Origin of the sequence: Massilia atriviolacea (assembly GCF_003953935.1) — a bacterium.
GTDB classification, from domain to species: domain Bacteria; phylum Pseudomonadota; class Gammaproteobacteria; order Burkholderiales; family Burkholderiaceae_D; genus Telluria_A; species Telluria_A atriviolacea.
Genome location: NZ_RXLQ01000026.1, coordinates 18804 through 34933, shown reverse-complemented (window position 1 = coordinate 34933; position 16130 = coordinate 18804). Strand labels below are relative to the sequence as shown.

Annotated in this window: 14 protein-coding genes and 1 tRNA gene; 3 read left to right on the top strand and 12 right to left on the bottom strand. The window is 66.4% G+C overall.

Annotation, left to right across the window (positions count from 1 at the left end; all coding sequences use genetic code 11):
* Positions 1-22: 22 nt before the first annotated feature.
* Entirely contained in the window at positions 23-931 is a 909-nt protein-coding gene (locus tag EJB06_RS29500) for a type II secretion system F family protein (protein WP_126077597.1), read from the top strand.
* On the opposite strand, the gene EJB06_RS29495 is transcribed toward EJB06_RS29500, so the two are convergent.
* The 5 genes from EJB06_RS29495 to EJB06_RS29475 all read right to left on the bottom strand — a co-directional run bounded on the left by EJB06_RS29495 (position 925) and on the right by EJB06_RS29475 (position 6915).
* Positions 925-1635 (bottom strand): response regulator transcription factor, encoded by a 711-nt coding sequence (locus EJB06_RS29495; RefSeq protein WP_126077596.1) that lies wholly within the window; start codon positions 1633-1635, stop codon positions 925-927. The two genes, EJB06_RS29500 and EJB06_RS29495, sit on opposite strands and share 7 nt — an antisense overlap.
* Positions 1632-3317 (bottom strand): sensor histidine kinase, encoded by a 1686-nt coding sequence (locus EJB06_RS29490; RefSeq protein WP_126077595.1) that lies wholly within the window; start codon positions 3315-3317, stop codon positions 1632-1634. Before EJB06_RS29490 ends, EJB06_RS29495 begins: the two co-directional genes overlap by 4 nt.
* Positions 3318-3596: 279 nt before the next feature.
* Positions 3597-4688 (bottom strand): redox-regulated ATPase YchF, encoded by a 1092-nt coding sequence (ychF, locus tag EJB06_RS29485; protein ID WP_126077594.1) that lies wholly within the window; start codon positions 4686-4688, stop codon positions 3597-3599.
* A gap of 256 nt (positions 4689-4944) precedes the next feature.
* Positions 4945-6030 (bottom strand): patatin-like phospholipase family protein, encoded by a 1086-nt coding sequence (locus EJB06_RS29480; RefSeq protein WP_126077593.1) that lies wholly within the window; start codon positions 6028-6030, stop codon positions 4945-4947.
* Positions 6031-6207: 177 nt separating this feature from the next.
* Positions 6208-6915 carry an immunity protein Imm33 domain-containing protein gene (locus EJB06_RS29475; protein ID WP_126077592.1) on the bottom strand — a complete coding sequence of 236 codons (708 nt, stop codon included), beginning with the start codon at positions 6913-6915 and terminating at the stop codon, positions 6208-6210.
* Positions 6916-7110: 195 nt separating this feature from the next.
* Between EJB06_RS29475 and EJB06_RS29470 the strand changes: the two genes are divergently transcribed.
* Positions 7111-8973 carry a DUF3857 domain-containing transglutaminase family protein gene (locus EJB06_RS29470; protein ID WP_126077591.1) on the top strand — a complete coding sequence of 621 codons (1863 nt, stop codon included), beginning with the start codon at positions 7111-7113 and terminating at the stop codon, positions 8971-8973.
* Positions 8974-8995: 22 nt separating this feature from the next.
* Here EJB06_RS29470 and pth read toward each other — a convergent pair whose 3' ends face one another.
* The 7 genes from pth to EJB06_RS29435 all read right to left on the bottom strand — a co-directional run bounded on the left by pth (position 8996) and on the right by EJB06_RS29435 (position 15167).
* Complete coding sequence (gene pth, locus EJB06_RS29465; RefSeq protein ID WP_126077590.1) at positions 8996-9580, bottom strand: aminoacyl-tRNA hydrolase; 585 nt, start codon at positions 9578-9580, stop codon at positions 8996-8998.
* 112 nt (positions 9581-9692) lie between these two features.
* Positions 9693-10316: a 50S ribosomal protein L25/general stress protein Ctc gene (locus EJB06_RS29460; protein WP_126077589.1), complete on the bottom strand. Its 624-nt coding sequence runs from the start codon at positions 10314-10316 to the stop codon at positions 9693-9695.
* Between the two features lie 201 nt (positions 10317-10517).
* Positions 10518-11468: a ribose-phosphate pyrophosphokinase gene (locus EJB06_RS29455; RefSeq protein WP_126077588.1), complete on the bottom strand. Its 951-nt coding sequence runs from the start codon at positions 11466-11468 to the stop codon at positions 10518-10520.
* A gap of 151 nt (positions 11469-11619) precedes the next feature.
* Positions 11620-11696 (bottom strand) — tRNA-Gln (locus EJB06_RS29450).
* 64 nt (positions 11697-11760) lie between these two features.
* Positions 11761-12666: a 4-(cytidine 5'-diphospho)-2-C-methyl-D-erythritol kinase gene (gene ispE / locus EJB06_RS29445; protein ID WP_126077587.1), complete on the bottom strand. Its 906-nt coding sequence runs from the start codon at positions 12664-12666 to the stop codon at positions 11761-11763.
* Position 12667: 1 nt separating this feature from the next.
* Positions 12668-13267 carry an outer membrane lipoprotein LolB gene (locus EJB06_RS29440; protein ID WP_370660162.1) on the bottom strand — a complete coding sequence of 200 codons (600 nt, stop codon included), beginning with the start codon at positions 13265-13267 and terminating at the stop codon, positions 12668-12670.
* A 58-nt stretch (positions 13268-13325) separates the two neighbouring features.
* Positions 13326-15167 (bottom strand): tetratricopeptide repeat protein, encoded by a 1842-nt coding sequence (locus EJB06_RS29435; RefSeq protein WP_126077586.1) that lies wholly within the window; start codon positions 15165-15167, stop codon positions 13326-13328.
* Positions 15168-15267: 100 nt separating this feature from the next.
* On the opposite strand from EJB06_RS29435, the gene mutM reads away from it, so the two are divergent.
* Positions 15268-16101, top strand: coding sequence for a bifunctional DNA-formamidopyrimidine glycosylase/DNA-(apurinic or apyrimidinic site) lyase (mutM, locus tag EJB06_RS29430; protein ID WP_126077585.1), 834 nt, complete (start codon positions 15268-15270; stop codon positions 16099-16101).
* Positions 16102-16130: the final 29 nt, after the last annotated feature.

Here is a 16130-nt window from a genome sequence, read left to right as displayed (position 1 = left end):
CGTCGTCGACAAGGGGATCATCATGTTCGTGCTCGCTGTCCTGGTTTGCCTGGCCGTTTCCGCCGCCATCGCCGGCCTGTTCATGCTGTTCGTGCCCAGCCGCGTGCTGCGGCGCCTGGACGCGATCGGCAAGCCGGCCGCCGCCACCGACTGGAGCGCCACCGTGGCGCAGGCGGTCGGCCCGTTCGCGCGCGTGCTGGCGCCGGCCGGCGACTGGGAAAGCTCGCCCCTGCGCCTGCGCTTCATCAACGCCGGCATCCGCCGCGCCGATGCGCGCCTGATCTACTTCGGGCTGAAGACGGTGCTGCCGCTGCTGTTTGCGGGCGGCACCTGGCTGCTGCTGCGCGCCCTGACCGGCATGGACGAGATGACGGTCCTGATGAACCTGGGGATCGCGGCGCTGGCCGGCTGCTATGCGCCGAACCTGGCGCTGTGGCTGCGCCTGCGCGAGCGCAAGCGCGAGATTTTCGAGCATTTTCCCGACGCCGCCGACCTGATGCTGGTGTGCGTGGAAGCGGGACTGGGGCTGGACGCGGCCCTGGTGCGGGTGGCCGACGAAATGGGCATGAGCAGCCGCGCGCTGGCCGAGGAACTGCACCTGACCAACCTGGAGATGCGCGCCGGCGCCAGCCGCGCGCAGTCGCTGCGCAACCTGGCGCTACGCACCGGCATCGAGGAAGTCGGCACCTTCGCCACCATGCTGGCGCAGTCGGATAAATTCGGGACCAGCATCGGCGAATCGCTGCGGGTGTTTTCGGAAGACCTGCGCCACAAGCGCCAGGTGCGCGCCGAGGAGCACGCGGCCAAGGTGCCGACCAAGATGCTGGTTCCGCTGGCCCTGTTCATCTTCCCGGCGATCATCATGGTGGTGCTGGGGCCCGCGATGATCGTCATCGTGCGCACCATCATGCCGGTGCTCGGTGCTCACTGAAGTTCGCGCCGCCCCGTTTGCGCCGGTTCGACCAGGCCGTGGCGGATCGCGTAGACGTACATGCCGAGCCGGTTGGGCACATCGAGCTTGCGGTAGATCGAACTGAGATGGTTGCGCAGGGTGTGCTCGGAGATGAACAGGCGCTGCGCCACCTCGTGGTTGGCGCAGCCGCTCAATTCGACGGCGGCGCTGACGATGGCGCGTTCGCGCGCGGTCAGGGCGGCGTGCTTTTCGGCCGGCGCTTCGCTGCGCAGGGCGCGCCGCCAGCCCAGCATCTGGCCGAATACGCGGTCCATGGTATCGGCGTCGAACCACAGTTCGCCCCGGTGGATCTTGGCGATGGCCTTGACGACCTGGTCGGCCGAGACTTCCTTGTGCAGGATGCCGCGCGCGCCGCGCCGCACCGCCAGGTCGAGCAGTTCGGGTTCGTGGGCGGCGGTCAGCACCAGCGCGCGCGAGACGCCGTTGGCCAGCAGTTCGGGCAGGAAGTCGACGGTGGACACGCCAGCCAGGTCCAGGTCGAGCAGGATCACGTCCGGCGCCCATTGCACGGCGCCGGCCAGGGCCTCGTCGCAGGTGCGCGCCGTGCCCGCCACGGCCATGCGCGGGCGTTCGGCGTCGACCAGGGCTTGCAGGCCCCACAGCATGGTCTGGTGATCGTCGACCAGCATCACCTTGATGCTGTCGTGTGCATCGGTTTTCATAAGGGGATCTCCACTGTGACAAGGGTGTCGTTCGGGCCGGCATGCTGCACCACGGTGCCGCCCAGCGCGGCGGCGCGCGCACCCAGGGAACGCGGCTGGAACGGCGGCGGCGCGGCGCCGCCGTGCGGGTTGACGATCTCGATGCGCAGCGTGGCGCCGTCGCAGCGCAGCGCCACGCTCGCCGATCTGGCGGCGCTGTGGCGGCACACGTTGCTGATGCCTTCGCGCACGATCTGCAGCGCTTCCGCGCCGAGGCGGTCGCCCAGCGCCAGGCCGGGCGCGGCGTCGATCCGCACCGCGACCCCGTAGGCGGCCAGCGCCTGGGCCGCCTGGCGCCGCAGCGCCGCCACGAACATGGCGTCGCCGGCGGCCGGCGCGGCACAGGCGCGCTGCGCCTCGTCGCGCAGCTGGGCGATGACGTCGGCCGCCATCGTCACCAGCTTGTCGAGATCGGGGGCGAGCGGATTGCCGGGAGCGGCCTTGCGGCACAGCGCGACCAGGCCAAGCTGCAGGCCGATGTAGGACTGGATGGCGGTGTCGTGCAGGTCGAGCGCGATCTTCTTGCGCTCCAGGGCGGCCGCGTCGGAAGCGATGCGGTCGAGCAGGTCGATGCGGTCGATGGCGCGCAGGCCCTGTTCCGCGATGCGCGCCAGGAACAGGGCATCGCCCCGGCCCAGGTGGCGGGTGCCGGCGGCGACGATGAGGCGGCCCTTGCCGCGTCCGAAGCGCACGGGAGCGCTGACGAAGGAGGCGGCGCCGAGCAGGTCGGCCAGTTCGCGCAGCGCGCCGGGATCGTGCGCCGTCCAGGCGGCGCTATCGCCGGCGTGGGCGAGCGCGCAGCCGCCGACGTCGCGCCAGCAGCGCCAGCCGCGCCAGCCGCGCACGAACAGCAGCACGTGCGTGCCGGGTGCGGGCAGCATGGCGCGCGCCAGGGCGGCGTCGATGGGGACCGGCGCGACCACGCCGGGGGTATCGGCATGCACGCTGCGCAGCGCGTGGCCGCCCGTGTCCGGATCGCCCAGCAGCAGCAGGCAGCTGTCGGCCATGAAGAAGGCGCGCACCTGTTCCAGTGCGGCCGTCATGCTGCGGTCGACGCCGAAGCGCGGGTTGGCCACCTGGTTCATTTCACGCAGCAGGGCCTGGCGGCGCGCGGCGAGGATGTGCAGCTCGCCCAGTTGCGCGATCACGCGCCCGAACGCGAGCAGCACCGCCACGCGCAGCAGCATGCGCGCCGGCGCCACCTCGGGCTGGGTGACGATGGCCGCCAGGTAGTACAGCAGGACCGTGGCGATGGTGACGCGCACGCCTTCGGCCAGGCCGTAGCGCAGCGAGGCGACCACGATGGCGAAGAACAGGAAGACCAGCGGGAAGATGTCGGCGTGGCCGACCGCCGCCACCACCGCCGCCGACACGGCCACGTCGAGCCGGTGGCGCAGCTTGCCGCGCGTCCAGCGCGGCTGGCAGCGGGGACACAGGTAGACCGCCGCGCACAGCAGCGCGTAGGCGGACAGGACCAGGAGGGCGGTGAAGTTGGCCGGGCCGGGACCGGCGTGGTCGAGGACGGCGACCAGGACGGCGGAGACGGTCAGCACCAGGCGGATGCGCGCGACCAGCTGGCTGTAGGCCACGTCGGACTGGGCCGCCGCGCAGGCCGCATCCTTGTTCAGGGGGGAGTCCGCCATCACCATCGTCGTTGTTCCGTTCGCCAATGCAGCGCGCCGGCCGCCAGCCGCCAGGGGCGCCTGGCCGATGCTGCTGTTGCAAATAGATTATTGATTGTAGGTGCTTGCTGTTGCGCGCCCATGACGCGTGTCACAGCATCGGGCCTTGCCGGCCGGGGCTCACAATTACAGAAAATCGTTAAGGCAACAAAAAACCCCGCGATCACGAGGATGCACGGGGTTGCTTGTCATCGGAATCCGCCGCTACTCGGCGAATCCCGCAGCAGTTGCGGAGTCGACTTACACGTTGAACAGGAAGTTCAGCACATCGCCATCCTTGACCACATATTCCTTGCCTTCGGCGCGCATCTTGCCCGCTTCCTTGGCGCCGGACTCGCCCTTGTAGGCGACGTAATCGTCGTAGGCGATGGTTTGCGCGCGGATGAAGCCGCGCTCGAAGTCGGTGTGGATCACGCCGGCCGCTTGCGGGGCGGTGTCGCCGATATGGATGGTCCAGGCGCGTACTTCTTTCACGCCAGCAGTAAAGTAAGTCTGCAGGCCGAGCAGCTTGTAGGCGGCGCGGATCAGGCGGTTCAGGCCTGGCTCTTGCATGCCCATGTCGGCCAGGAACGCACCCTTGTCGGCATCGTCGAGGTCGGCGATTTCGGCTTCGATGGCGGCGCAGATGGCCACGATCGGCGCGTTCTGCGACTTGGCGTAGGCGGTCAGCTGGTCGAGCAGCGGGTTGTTGGTGAAGCCCGTGTCGGAGACGTTGGCGACGTACATGGCCGGCTTGGCGGTGATCAGGCACAGCGGCTTGATCAGCAGCATTTCGTCGGCGTCCAGGCCCATCGCGCGCACCGGCTTGGCGTCGTTCAGGAAGGGCATCATGCGTTCCATCAGGGCCACCAGCTTGGCGGCGTCCTTGTCGCCGGAACGGGCTTTCTTGTTCTCGCGGTGGATGGCTTTTTCGACGGTGCCCATGTCGGCCAGCGCCAGCTCGGTCTGGATGACTTCGATATCGTCCAGCGGGCTGACCTTGCCGGCCACGTGGATCACATTGTCGTCTTCGAAGCAGCGCACCACGTTGACGATGGCGTCGGTTTCGCGGATGTGCGACAGGAACTGGTTGCCCAGGCCCTCGCCCTTCGACGCGCCGGCAACCAGGCCGGCGATGTCGACGAATTCGACGATGGCGTTGACCATGCGTTCCGGCTTGACGATGTCGGCCAGCGCAGCCATGCGCGGGTCGGGCACTTCGACCACGCCGACGTTCGGCTCGATGGTGCAGAACGGATAGTTTTCAGCCGGAATGCCGGCCTTGGTCAGCGCGTTGAAGAGGGTGGACTTGCCGACGTTGGGCAGGCCGACGATGCCGCATTGGAGACTCATGAAAAACCTTTAATGATCAATAAGTTAGGCGGATGCGGATCGTGGCGTAACACGCCAGGCAAGACTTTACGTCAACCACCATCACTACGATAAATGACAACAAAACTCGCGAAAATGCAGCGCTGTCGCTGATTTTATGCGAGTTTTGTCAAAGAATATGGCTATTGTAACCCTCAGCGCCACCCTTCTCCAAAAGCTGCGTTCGCCCGGCTGGCGCGCAGGCGGTTTCTGGCCGACGTCGGGATCGCGCGGCCTGTCAAAACGCCCGGATGCGCGCCAGGTCGGGCTGGTCCACAAATGCGGCGAACTCGTCGCGCAGGCGCTGGCCCTGCCCGATCGCCTGCTGCCAGTGGCGGATGCGCGCGTCGTGGTCCAGTCCGTAGAAATTGAAATCCTTGCGGTCCAGCAGTTTGCCGCGCGGCAGGGTGCTGAGGAAATGCGCCGTCGGCGCGACCAGCAGCACATTGTCGAGCCAGCCGCGCCGGGGGCCGCGCGCCATGCGCCGCCACGGCATGGCCTTGTCCAGCCAGCCTGGCACGATGTGCTCGCTGAAGTGCGGATACAGCACGATTTCGCCGGGCTCCAGATGCGAGTACGGCAGCGCCAGGTGATAATCGATCAGGCCGCCATCCCAGTAGGCGCCGGGCGGGGCGCCGGCAATGGTGCGCACCGGCGGCATCAGCATCGGCAAGGTGCCCGAGGCCAGCAGGGCGTCGACCAGGTTGGCGCTGTCGAGGGTGGCGAAATGGGTGGTGAAGCTGTCGAAACCGGGCGCCATCCAGGCCGGGGCGCCGCGCGCGTCGCCCACGACCACCCGTTCCGCCATCCGCGCCAGGCTGGCGCGCGAGGCCAGGTTGAGCAGCGCGGCGGCGGCGAAGCCGGTCGCTTCGGCCCGCCGGTGCGCCGGCGCGGCCAGCGAACCGCGTCCGCGCGCCGCGATCACATGCAGGCGGTGGTGAGGGTGAGCGGTCACCTGCGCTTCGTGGCCGCCGACCAGTTCGTGCAGCAGCTTGCGGCAAACCGCGTCGATTTCCTGCGGCGAGGGCTTGGCGGTGTAGCGCTGGCCGCAGTACAGCTCGCCCAAGCGGGCGAAGGCGGCGACCGGATCGGCCTGGCAGGCGGCGGCCATGCGCCAGGCGCCGATGGAAGCGCCGATCAGGGCGCGCTCGCGCGGGGCTTGCGCAAACCAGTCGCCGAACAGCCATTGGTCGAGCGACTGGAAAATCAAGCCCTTGGGACCGCCGGCGGCGGCCGGGACGACGGCGATGTCGCGCGCGCGCAGGCCGTGCTGGCGGAGGTGGGCCAGCGCGCGCGGGCCGGCGTGGAAGGAAAGTGCGTGCATAGGCGAATCGAACGTGAATAAAAGGCGGAGCCGGGCGCGGCCCGCATGGCTATGTTACCGGCAGCCGGCAAACAAGGCGACTCCCGGCGCATCGATCGTCAGAATGCCATGCTTCGCTTCAGGAACGGGCAATGGTGGTCTGGGCGGTCACGGCCGGCGGCCTGTTGCCGGTTTGCCTCAGCCGGCCAGATGCCGCTGTTGCAGCCTGTCGAGAAATGAACCTGGAAGGGCAATCAATTCCCCTTCGTCATCGATCACATGGATGCGCGTTCCCTCGACAAACACTTGCAGGCCGGGCGGCAGAGCAAACAGCTTGACCAGTTCGGGCCGGTCGAGGGCAAGCCGGTAGAGCGATATCGTCGTAAAGCGCGTCGGATCTTGCGCGTCGTCCTCGCCTTCGCAATCGGTGATCCACCAGCCGGAGCGTGCCCCTTGCGGCTCGAAGCGGCTCAGCAAGATGCTTCCTGACGTTCTGTAATCGACATGCACCACCGCCGTCTGCCGCAGCGACGGAAACACCGGCTCGCGCGCTGGATCGATACTGGCCACGATATCGCCTTGACTGCGCAGGTGCGCCAGCGTGCGGTCGACCGCGTCGACGAAGGCGATCGGGATCGACCGCATGTCCGGTTCGGTCACGCACAGCGTGCCGCCGGGGCCGGCCTGCACGATCGTGGCCATCCACCCGACTTGCAGGCTGTCGCCGGCGCTGAAGCGCTCCCCGCGCGCCACCGCCTGTGCCAGGTAATCGAGAAGCCACTGCACATCGACCTCGGGAATGTGGGTTCCGCTCACGCGTACACTGAATTCGGGATGGCCGAACGCGTGGCAGGTGCTCGTCACGTAACGCGTCGCGGTGTTGGCGGGATCACGTTCTTCGCCCATCGGGGATGTCAAAGACGATGGCGACGGCATAAAGTCTCCCGCTAGAAAAGAAAGGACATTGTAGCGCCCGGAGCAGTGCCGTCGGCACACGAAACTGCCATCCCTGGCGCTACCCGAGCACGATTGCGGCAAGTCAAATGCGGCCGCGGGGCGCCTGCGTAACATGGGCCGCTGATGTCTCTTCCGGAGCCCTTCATGCCCACTTGCCTTGCCGCCGTATTGAGCGCCCTGCTCCTGCTTGCCAACGCCCACGCCAGCGCCGCTCCCTCCACCGCCGACACCGGCACCGATCCCTCGATCGTCATCGACAAATACATCCAGCATTATGTGGTCGAGACCGACGGCAGCTACCGCCTCACGGTCGACAACGTCAAGACCATCGTCCTGCCGCGCGCGGCGCAGGCGCACAGCCGCTACGTCATCCGCTACAACGCCCGCCTCGACGAGCTCGGCGAACTCGACGCCTACACCCTGAAAGCCGATGGCCGCCGCATCGCGGTGCCGCCGCAGCAGATCGAAGACCAGCCAGATCCGGCCGTCGGCGAAGCGCCCCTGTTCCAGGAGGCGCGCCTGAAAATCGTCGCCTTTCCCGAGGTCGCGGCGGGCGACAAGGTGGCCGTCCGCTACCTCCTCCACCGCAAGGCCGCCCTGTTTCCCGGGCACTTCGAGGATTTGTCCTCGTCGCAGTTTTACGCGAGCAAGCAGTTTCACCTGATCTACGACATGCCGGCATCGATGAGCTTGTATGCCGATGCGGCAGGCTTCGCGCCGGTGCCCGCGCCCAGCGCCTCCGGGCGCCAGGTTCACCAGTGGAAATACATCGGCGGGCCGAACCGGCGCATCGAATCGGACTCGGTCAGCTATCTCGATTACGGCAAGCGGCTGGCGGTGTCCACCTTCCCCAACTATGGCGCCCTGGCGCGCGCCTACCACGCGCACGCAAAGGCGCAGGCAGCAGTCACGCCGGCCATCGCCGCGCTGGCGCGGGAGGCGACGGCCGGCCTGGACGCGCCGCGCGCCAAAGCGCTGGCCTTGTCGGAATGGGTGCGCCGCCATCTGCGCCATGTCGCCGTGCCCGTCGGCGCCGGCGGGCCTGCGCATGCGGCATCGACCGTGCTGGAGAACCGCTACGGCGACAGCAAGGATCACGCGGTCCTGCTCGCCGCCCTGCTGGGGGCGGCAGGCATCGACAGCGGCGCCGCGCTGCTCAACGGCGGCAACGCGTACAGCCTGCCGGACGCGCCCACCCTGGGCATGCTCGATCATGCGATCACGTATGTGCCGGCGCTCGACCTGTATCTCGACCCCTCCTCGGATTCGGTCGAGGCCGGCTATCTTCCTTCCGCCCTGCTCGGCAAACCGGTCTTGCTGGCCGCCAGCGGCAAGCTGGCGCGGACCCCATCGATGCAGGCGGAGAGCAACCGCATGCTGGCGCGCGTGGACGTCGGCCGCAACGGGCGCGGCGTGCTGACGGTGGTGCGCACGGCCGGCGGCGCGCTGGCCGAAGCCTACCGCCAGGCCGTGCGCGACACGGCGCCGGCCGAGCGCGCGCTGTTCGTCGAGCGCATGCTGCAGGCGATGGGCCAGCACGGCGACGGCAGCTTCGACGCCGGCCGGTCAGATGGCGCGGGCGAGCAATACCGGATGGAATTTACAGGGGTGAGCGACAATCTGGCCGACCTGCCGGGATCGGCCGGGGTGGCGACGACCTTCAATTTCTGGGGCGGGATTGCCGAATCGGTGGCGGCCATGGCGGAAGAAAAGACGCGCACCCAGGACTTCATCTGCCCCGCGCTCGATGCCGCCGACGACACGGTGATCGCATTCGCCCCCGGCATCCGCATCCTGGCGCTGCCGAAAGCGCTGTCCGTCAACGAAGCCGGCCTGACCTACCAGGCCAGTTACGCGCGCCAGGCGAACCGGGTGCTGGTCGCGCGCAGCCTGCGATTTCGCCATCCCGGCAGGACGTGCACCCCGGCCGACTACCTGCGCATGCGCGCGCCGCTGGAACGCATGCAGCGCGACCTGCGCAGCCGGATCATGGTCAAATCCGGCTAACAAATCCGGCTAACAGCGGGCATCAGGCGGTATGCAGCTGCATCGTCGCGATGTCGAATTTGCCTTCGACCGCCAGCGGCAGGATCCGCAAGCTCTTGTCGATCGATTCCTCGATCAGGATCTGCTCTTCCTTGCGCGGCCGGTGCAGCACGAAATCGGCCACCGGCTGTTGCGAACCGAGGGTGCGCGGATGGCCGATGCCGAGCCGCAGGCGCCAGTAATCCTGGGTGCCGAGCGCGGCGGTGATGCTCTTGAGGCCGTTATGCCCGCCGCTGGAGCCGCCCTTTTTCATCTTGACGACGCCGGGCGCCAGGTCGAGCTCGTCGTGCACGACCAGCACCTCGTCAGGAACGATCTTGTAGAACCGCGCCAGCGCGCCGACCGACTGCCCGGACAGGTTCATGAAGGTTTGCGGTTCGAGCAAAAATACTTCCTGGCCGGCCAGGGCGGTTTTCGCCACGAAGGCGTTAAAGCGCGATTCGCGCTGCAGGCGGCAGCCGGGCAGGCTGTTGGCGAGCTGGTCGACCAGCCAGAAGCCGGCGTTGTGGCGGGTCTGTTCGTACTCGGGGCCGGGATTGCCGAGGCCGACGATCAGGCGAATGGGCATGATGTTCTATTCTGAATAGTGGAATGCAAGGATAACAGACGATAAAAAACCCGCTGGGCGCAAGGCCAAGCGGGTTTTTCTTCAACACGCCACCGCAGCGGCGCGCGAATGATTACTTCTTGCCTTTTTTGGCTGGAGCGGCTGGAGCGGCTTCGGCAGCGGCTTCGGCCGACACGTGGCCAGCTGGCACAGCAGCGGTAGCGACGGTTGGGTTCTTGCCGTGGGTGATCGCGACCACGCCTTTTGGCAGGACCAGGTCAGCAACGTGGATCGAATGGCCAACATCGATGTTGGTCAGGTCGACGGTGATGAACTCTGGCAGGTCGGTTGCCAGGCAGGATACTTCCAGCTCTTGCAGGACGTGCGAAACGATCGCGCCGTGCAGTTTGACTGCTGGCGAGACGTCGGCGTTCACGAAGTGCAGGGCGATTTTCTTGTGCAGCTTGCTGTTGGCATCGACGCGCTGGAAGTCGGCGTGCAGGACCAATTGCTTGTATGCGTGCATCTGGAAGTCGCGCAGCAGGACTGGCTGGGTCTTGCCGTCGATTTCCATTTCCAGGACCGAACCGTGGAACGCTTCTTTTTTCAGCGCGTGGAACAGCGCGTTGCCGTCCAGCTGGATCAGCACAGGGGCTTCGGCGCCACCGTAGATGATACCTGGCGTTTGACCAGCGATACGCAGGCGGCGGCTCGCTCCGGACCCCTGCAAAGTGCGATTGAATGCGATAACTTTCATGTGTTACTCCAAAATAGGCGGGGCTTGATCGCCCTGCGGTGTGAGCGCCCCCGCGACCAGGGGCACTCGAAAACGGACACCCTGGGGTGTCCGGAAATTGAATCTGAAATAAACTTCAGGGTGGCAAGGCCGGAAACGCGCGGTTCCCGCCTTGCCACCCTGTGAATCGGGTATGCCTGCCGGCCGGATCAGTGGCGCAGTTTAGTCGATAAACAGCGACATCACCGAATCGCCCTTGCTGATGCGCTTGAACGTTTCAGCGAGCAGCGGTGCGCAGGTCAGCTGGCGGATCTTGTCGCAGGCCTGGCCGGCGGCCGACAGCGGAATCGTGTCGGTGACCACCAGTTCGTCCAGCGGCGAAGCCGAAATGCGGTCGATCGCAGGACCCGACAGCACCGGGTGCGTGCAATACGCCACCACTTTCTTGGCGCCGCGCTCTTTCAGCACTTCGGCCGCCTTGGTCAGGGTGCCGGCGGTGTCGACCATGTCGTCCATGATGACGCAGTTGCGGCCTTCGACTTCACCGATGATGTTCATCACTTCCGACACGTTCGCCTTCGGGCGGCGCTTGTCGATGATGGCCAGGTCGCAGCCGAGGCGTTTTGCCAGGGCGCGCGCGCGCACCACGCCGCCGACGTCGGGCGAGACAACCAGCAGGTCGTCGTAATTGCGTTTTTGCAGGTCGCCCAGCAGGATCGGGGAAGCGTAGATATTGTCGACCGGGATATCGAAGAAGCCCTGGATCTGGTCAGCGTGCAGATCCATGATCAGGACGCGCTCGACGCCGGCTTTTTCCAGCATGTTGGCCACGACTTTGGCCGAGATGGCCACGCGCGCCGAACGCGGACGGCGGTCCTGGCGGGCATAACCAAAGTAAGGGATGGCTGCGGTGATGCGGCCGGCGGACGCGCGCTTGAGGGCGTCGACCATCAGGATGATTTCCATCAGGCTGTCGTTGGTCGGTGCGCAGGTCGATTGCAGGACAAAAACGTCTTTACCGCGGACATTCTCGTTGATCTCGACCATGACTTCGCCATCCGAGAACTTGGAGACGACTGCTTTGCCGAGAGGGATGCCGAGATTTTTTGCGACTCCTTCAGCCAGCGCAGGGTTAGCGTTGCCGGTAAAAACCATCAGGTTTTCGTAAGCCATGGGAGTCCCAAGAGGTAAGCGTTGATTTCTTTGAATGTCGCCAGCCTGAACAGACCGGCCGACGCTGAGCTAACAAGTGACTCGCGAGAGCGAGGCCACCAAGTCCGCCTGCTGGACGCACACTTCGCATCGACAGACCAGGCAAAACGAATGGCAGGGGAACAAGGATTCGAACCTTGGTATGCTGGAATCAAAATCCAGTGCCTTAACCAGCTTGGCGATTCCCCTACGCAACTGACTGCTTGTCGTCACACTTGACATTTTATCGTCAAACACAACGCCAGGCCAAATTCTATTCTAAAACCACACTAACTTGCAACACCGTCTTGAGAGTATGATGCATCAGCGCTTTTGCTTTCCACGCTGTCCAGATGCCGGGCACTTGTCGCAGTACCGTATCAGCTTCCGCTTCGCTGGAAAACGCGCAAAACACACACGCTCCCGAACCAGTCATCCTGGCATCACCGTGCGCCGAGAGCCAGTCGATCGCCTGTGCTACCGGCGGGAACAGACTCACTGCCACTGCTTGCAAATCATTTTTTCCGAACCCCTCGAACACTGTGTGTTTCATGGTGTGTCTGGAAAAGTCCGTTATTCTGACCGGCTCCGTGTTCCTTGTCAACTGTTCCGAGCAAAATATTGCTGCGGTGGGGACGGCGACGCCCGGTTCGATCACCAGATACCAGCAATCCGGGGCCGCGACCGGCTGCAAGGCCTCGCCCACGCCTTCGGCGAAGGCGGTTTCCCCGAAGATGAAAAACGGGATGTCGGCGCCCAGCGGCAAGGCCAGCGCCATCAGTTCCTCGCGCGAGAGGCCCGCCTGCCACAGGGCGTTGGCGGCCATCAGCGCGGTGGCGGCGTCCGAGGAGCCGCCCCCGAGCCCGCCACCCATGGGCAGGCGCTTGTCGATGGCGACGTCGATGCCGGGCGCCGGGCGGCCGTGGCGGGCCTGGTAGGCCGCCTGCAGCAGCAGCAGGGCGCGCACGATCAGGTCGCTTTCTTCCGGCACCCCGGGCACCTCGGTGGTGCGGCGGATGCGTCCGTCGGCGCGCAGGTCGAAATGCAGCACATCGCCATGGTCGACCATCTGGAACACGGTTTGCAGCAGGTGGTAGCCGTCGGCGCGGCGCCCGTTGACGTGCAGGAAAAGATTCAACTTGGCCGGGGCCGGGCAGTCGTGCAGGGACGTGGCGCGCATGTCAGCCTTGCGGGTCGATCACGATGCGGATTTCCATCGCTTCCACGGTGGCGCTGGCCACGCGGGCCACGTCGATGCGCTTCGGCACGGGCTTGCCCGCGCCGGCATCCTGCCAGCTCACGTAGGTCAGGCGCCAGCCGTCGGCGGTGGTGACCGTGTTGGCGGCGGGCGAGGCGGCGAAGCGCTGGCCGTCGGCGCCGGTGGCATAGCCCTGCAGCCAGTCGCGCAGGCCCGATACCGGCAGCGACCAGCCCAGCGCCTGCGCGGTCAGGCTGTCGATGTCGCGCGCCACGCGCGGGGCGCGGTCGCCCTGGACCAGGGTGGCCGATTCGGGGGTGACGCTGATCGTGGCGATGGTCTGGCCCAGCGGCGAAGCCAGGCTGACGTTGACCGCGGCCGGGGTCTGGTTCCAGTTGAATTTGCCGGTCAGGGTTTCGGTCTGGCCGTCCTTCTGGTAGTTCACGGTCAGCCGGCCGTTCAGTTCGATGGCGTCGCGGTAGGCGGCCACGCTGTCCTTCGACAGATTGGTGGGCGTGACGCAGGCGGACAGGAGCGTGGTGGCGGCGAAGGCCAGCACGAGGAAGCGGTTTTTAAGCATCATGGCAGTGGGACGGCGTAAAGGACATGCGCGGCATTATGACCGATCGCGGCCGCGCCCATCAGAGCTTGAGCTGCAGGCGTGCGAGCGTGCTCTTGAGCGTGTCGTTCTTGGGGTCCCTGGCGCGCGCTTCGCGCCACAGCTGCTGGGCGTCCGACTTCTGGCCCTTGTGCCACAGCACTTCGCCCAGGTGCACGGCGATGTCGACATCGTTGCGCAGGGCGTAGGCGCGGCGCAGGTGGGCCTCGGCTTCGTTCAGGTTGCCCAGGCGGTACTGGACCCAGCCCATGCTGTCCATGATGAAGGGATCGGCCGGGGCCATCTTCAGGGCCTTGTCGATCAGCGCCAGCGCTTCGTCGAGGCGCACATTGCGCTCGGCCAGCGAGTAGCCCAGCGCGTTGTAGGCATGGTGGTTGTCGGGCGCGAGCTGCATGACTTGCCGCAGGTGCTTTTCCATCACCTCGACCTTGCCCATTTTTTCGGCCAGCAGGGCGAAATCGTAGAGCAGGTCGGGATTGGCCGGGAAGCGCGCAGCGCCCTCCTCCATCACGGCGTAGGCCTCGTCCATCTTGCCGGCCTCGCGCAGCACCTGGCTTTGCACCAGCACCACCTGCACCTGCCGGGCCGGCTCTTCGGTCTTGAGCGCGCCCAGGAAGGCGCGCGCGCCCGCCAGGTCGCCCTGCTTGCCCATCAGCTGGGCGCTGCGCAACTGCGCCGCGAACCAGGTCGGCGCGTCCTCCTGGTCGACCTTGCCGAGCCAGGCGCGGGCGGCGGGAAGGTCGCCGCGCTCTTCGGCCAGTTGCGCCAGCATCATCAGCACCTTGGCCGGATCGCGCTCCTCGCCGGGGTTCTTGTCGACCGCGGTGACGAAGCCGGCCAGGTAGCCCTCGGCCGCCCTGGGGTCGTTCAGCTGCATCGACAGGATGCCCAGCGCGTACAGGGTGCCGGGATTGTCGGGCTGCTCCTTGAGCAGGGCCTCGAATTCCTTGCGCGCCGCGTCATATTGCTTTTGCGTTAAGAGAATGCGGGCGTGGGCGGCGCGCACTTCGCGCGCGCCGGGGTTGGCGGCAAGGAAACTGGCCAGCAAGGGCGCCACGTCGGCCTGCTCGCCGCTCACTTGCGCCAGGGTCAGCACGGCGATTTCGGAATCGGGCTTGATGCGCAGCGCTTCCCGGGCATGGGCCAGCGCCGCGTCGGCGGCGCCGCGCGTGTAGGCCGACTGCGCCAGCACCACGCGCGCTTCGCTCATGGCGCTGTAGGGCGCCAGCAGGCGTTCGAGCAGGGCGCCGGCGGCGGCCTTGTCGCGCGCGCGGGTGAGCAGCTGCTGGATCTGGTACATGACCAGGCCGCGCCTGGCCGGCGCCGCCTCGCGCAGGCGGGTGGCGAACAGCTCGCCCGCTTCGCCGAGGTCTTCGGCCATCACCGAGGCGGCGATGTAGTACTGGGTCGCTTCGTCCGACTCGGGCGCCAGTTCGCGCCACAGGCGGATCGCGGCCAGCGCTTCGTTGCCCTGCTGGGCGGCCTGGGCCATTTCGGCGGCGCGCTGGGCCAGGCGCGGGTCGCGCGTCTGCTGGGCCAGGCCCATCAGGGTCATGTACGGGCCCTGCCAGACGCCGCCGCGGAACTCGAATTCGGCCTTCATCAGCTTGTACAGCATGTCCTTGGTCAAGGCCACGTTGGGCAGCTTGAGGTCGGGCGAGGGCTCGTCCGGCGCCGACGCCCTCTCGCCTTCGGCCAGCACCTCGGCGGCCGGTGGCAGGGGGGCGTCCGTGCTTGCCGGCAACGAGGCAGGCGCGGGCGCGTCGGCCTGGGCTGCGGCAGGCGTGTCCGCCTGAGGCGTTGGCGCCACGGCGCACGCCGACAGCAGTCCGGACAGGGTTACAATGGCGAAAGCGTTTTTCAAGGTGGTTCCAGAATGACAGCGATGATGTCCGATTCTACGCCCAACCCACGCTTTGCGTACGCCACCTCAGCCTCACCGACATGAATTTTTCCTATCAAGCATGCCTGAACTGCCCGAAGTAGAAGTCACCCGGCGCGGCGTCGCGCCCCATCTCGACGGCCGCGTGGTCGACAGCGTCCTGACGCGCCGCGACGGCTTGCGCTGGCCGTTTCCGCCCGGCCTGTCGGAATTGCTGGCGGGACAACGCATCCTGCACACGGGGCGGCGCGGTAAATACTTGCTGATCGCCTTCGATCATGGCACCCTGATCATTCACCTGGGCATGTCCGGCCACCTGCGCGTGCTGCCGCTGGACACGGAACCGAAAAAACACGACCATTTCGACCTGGTCGTCGGCGGCGACGCCGGCCCGCAAGTGCTGCGCATGAACGATCCGCGCCGCTTCGGGGCGGTGCTGTGGCATCCCGGCGACGAGGGCGAACTCGCCCGGCACATCCTGCTGCGCGGCCTCGGCGTCGAGCCGCTGGAAGACGGTTTTTCGGGCGAATTGCTGTACCGCGAGACGCGCAGGCGCTCGGCGCCGATCAAGCAGGTGTTGCTGGCGGGCGATATCGTCGTCGGCGTGGGGAATATCTACGCCTGCGAGAGCCTGTTCCGGGCCGGAATCAACCCGAAAACCCCGGCCTCGCGCATCGGCCGGGAACGCTACAACAGACTGGCCGAGGCCATTCGCCTTATCCTGTCTGAGGCTATTGTGCAAGGGGGCAGCACTTTACGTGACTTTATTGCTGTAAATGGGCAATCGGGCTATTTCCAACAGACATATTTCGTCTATGATCGTGCTGGAGTGCCTTGCCGCAACTGTGGGGCAGAGATTCGTCAGATCAAGCAGGGACAGCGGTCGACTTTTTATTGTGTAAATTGTCAAAAATGACAATCGAGCAGGATTCGCAAGAACCTGTA

Excerpts from the sequence above, each read along its gene's own strand:
- EJB06_RS29475 (WP_126077592.1), bottom strand. The coding sequence starts at position 6,915 with ATGGGCGAAGAACGTGATCCCGCCAACACCGCGACGCGTTACGTGACG.
- EJB06_RS29490 (WP_126077595.1), bottom strand. The coding sequence starts at position 3,317 with ATGGCGGACTCCCCCCTGAACAAGGATGCGGCCTGCGCGGCGGCCCAG.
- EJB06_RS29455 (WP_126077588.1), bottom strand. The coding sequence starts at position 11,468 with ATGGCTTACGAAAACCTGATGGTTTTTACCGGCAACGCTAACCCTGCG.
- EJB06_RS29460 (WP_126077589.1), bottom strand. The coding sequence starts at position 10,316 with ATGAAAGTTATCGCATTCAATCGCACTTTGCAGGGGTCCGGAGCGAGC.
- EJB06_RS29440 (WP_370660162.1), bottom strand. The coding sequence starts at position 13,267 with ATGATGCTTAAAAACCGCTTCCTCGTGCTGGCCTTCGCCGCCACCACG.
- EJB06_RS29470 (WP_126077591.1), top strand. The coding sequence starts at position 7,111 with ATGCCCACTTGCCTTGCCGCCGTATTGAGCGCCCTGCTCCTGCTTGCC.
- ychF (WP_126077594.1), bottom strand. The coding sequence starts at position 4,688 with ATGAGTCTCCAATGCGGCATCGTCGGCCTGCCCAACGTCGGCAAGTCC.
- pth (WP_126077590.1), bottom strand. The coding sequence starts at position 9,580 with ATGCCCATTCGCCTGATCGTCGGCCTCGGCAATCCCGGCCCCGAGTAC.
- EJB06_RS29480 (WP_126077593.1), bottom strand. The coding sequence starts at position 6,030 with ATGCACGCACTTTCCTTCCACGCCGGCCCGCGCGCGCTGGCCCACCTC.
- ispE (WP_126077587.1), bottom strand. The coding sequence starts at position 12,666 with ATGCGCGCCACGTCCCTGCACGACTGCCCGGCCCCGGCCAAGTTGAAT.
- mutM (WP_126077585.1), top strand. The coding sequence starts at position 15,268 with ATGCCTGAACTGCCCGAAGTAGAAGTCACCCGGCGCGGCGTCGCGCCC.
- EJB06_RS29495 (WP_126077596.1), bottom strand. The coding sequence starts at position 1,635 with ATGAAAACCGATGCACACGACAGCATCAAGGTGATGCTGGTCGACGAT.
- EJB06_RS29500 (WP_126077597.1), top strand. The coding sequence starts at position 23 with ATGTTCGTGCTCGCTGTCCTGGTTTGCCTGGCCGTTTCCGCCGCCATC.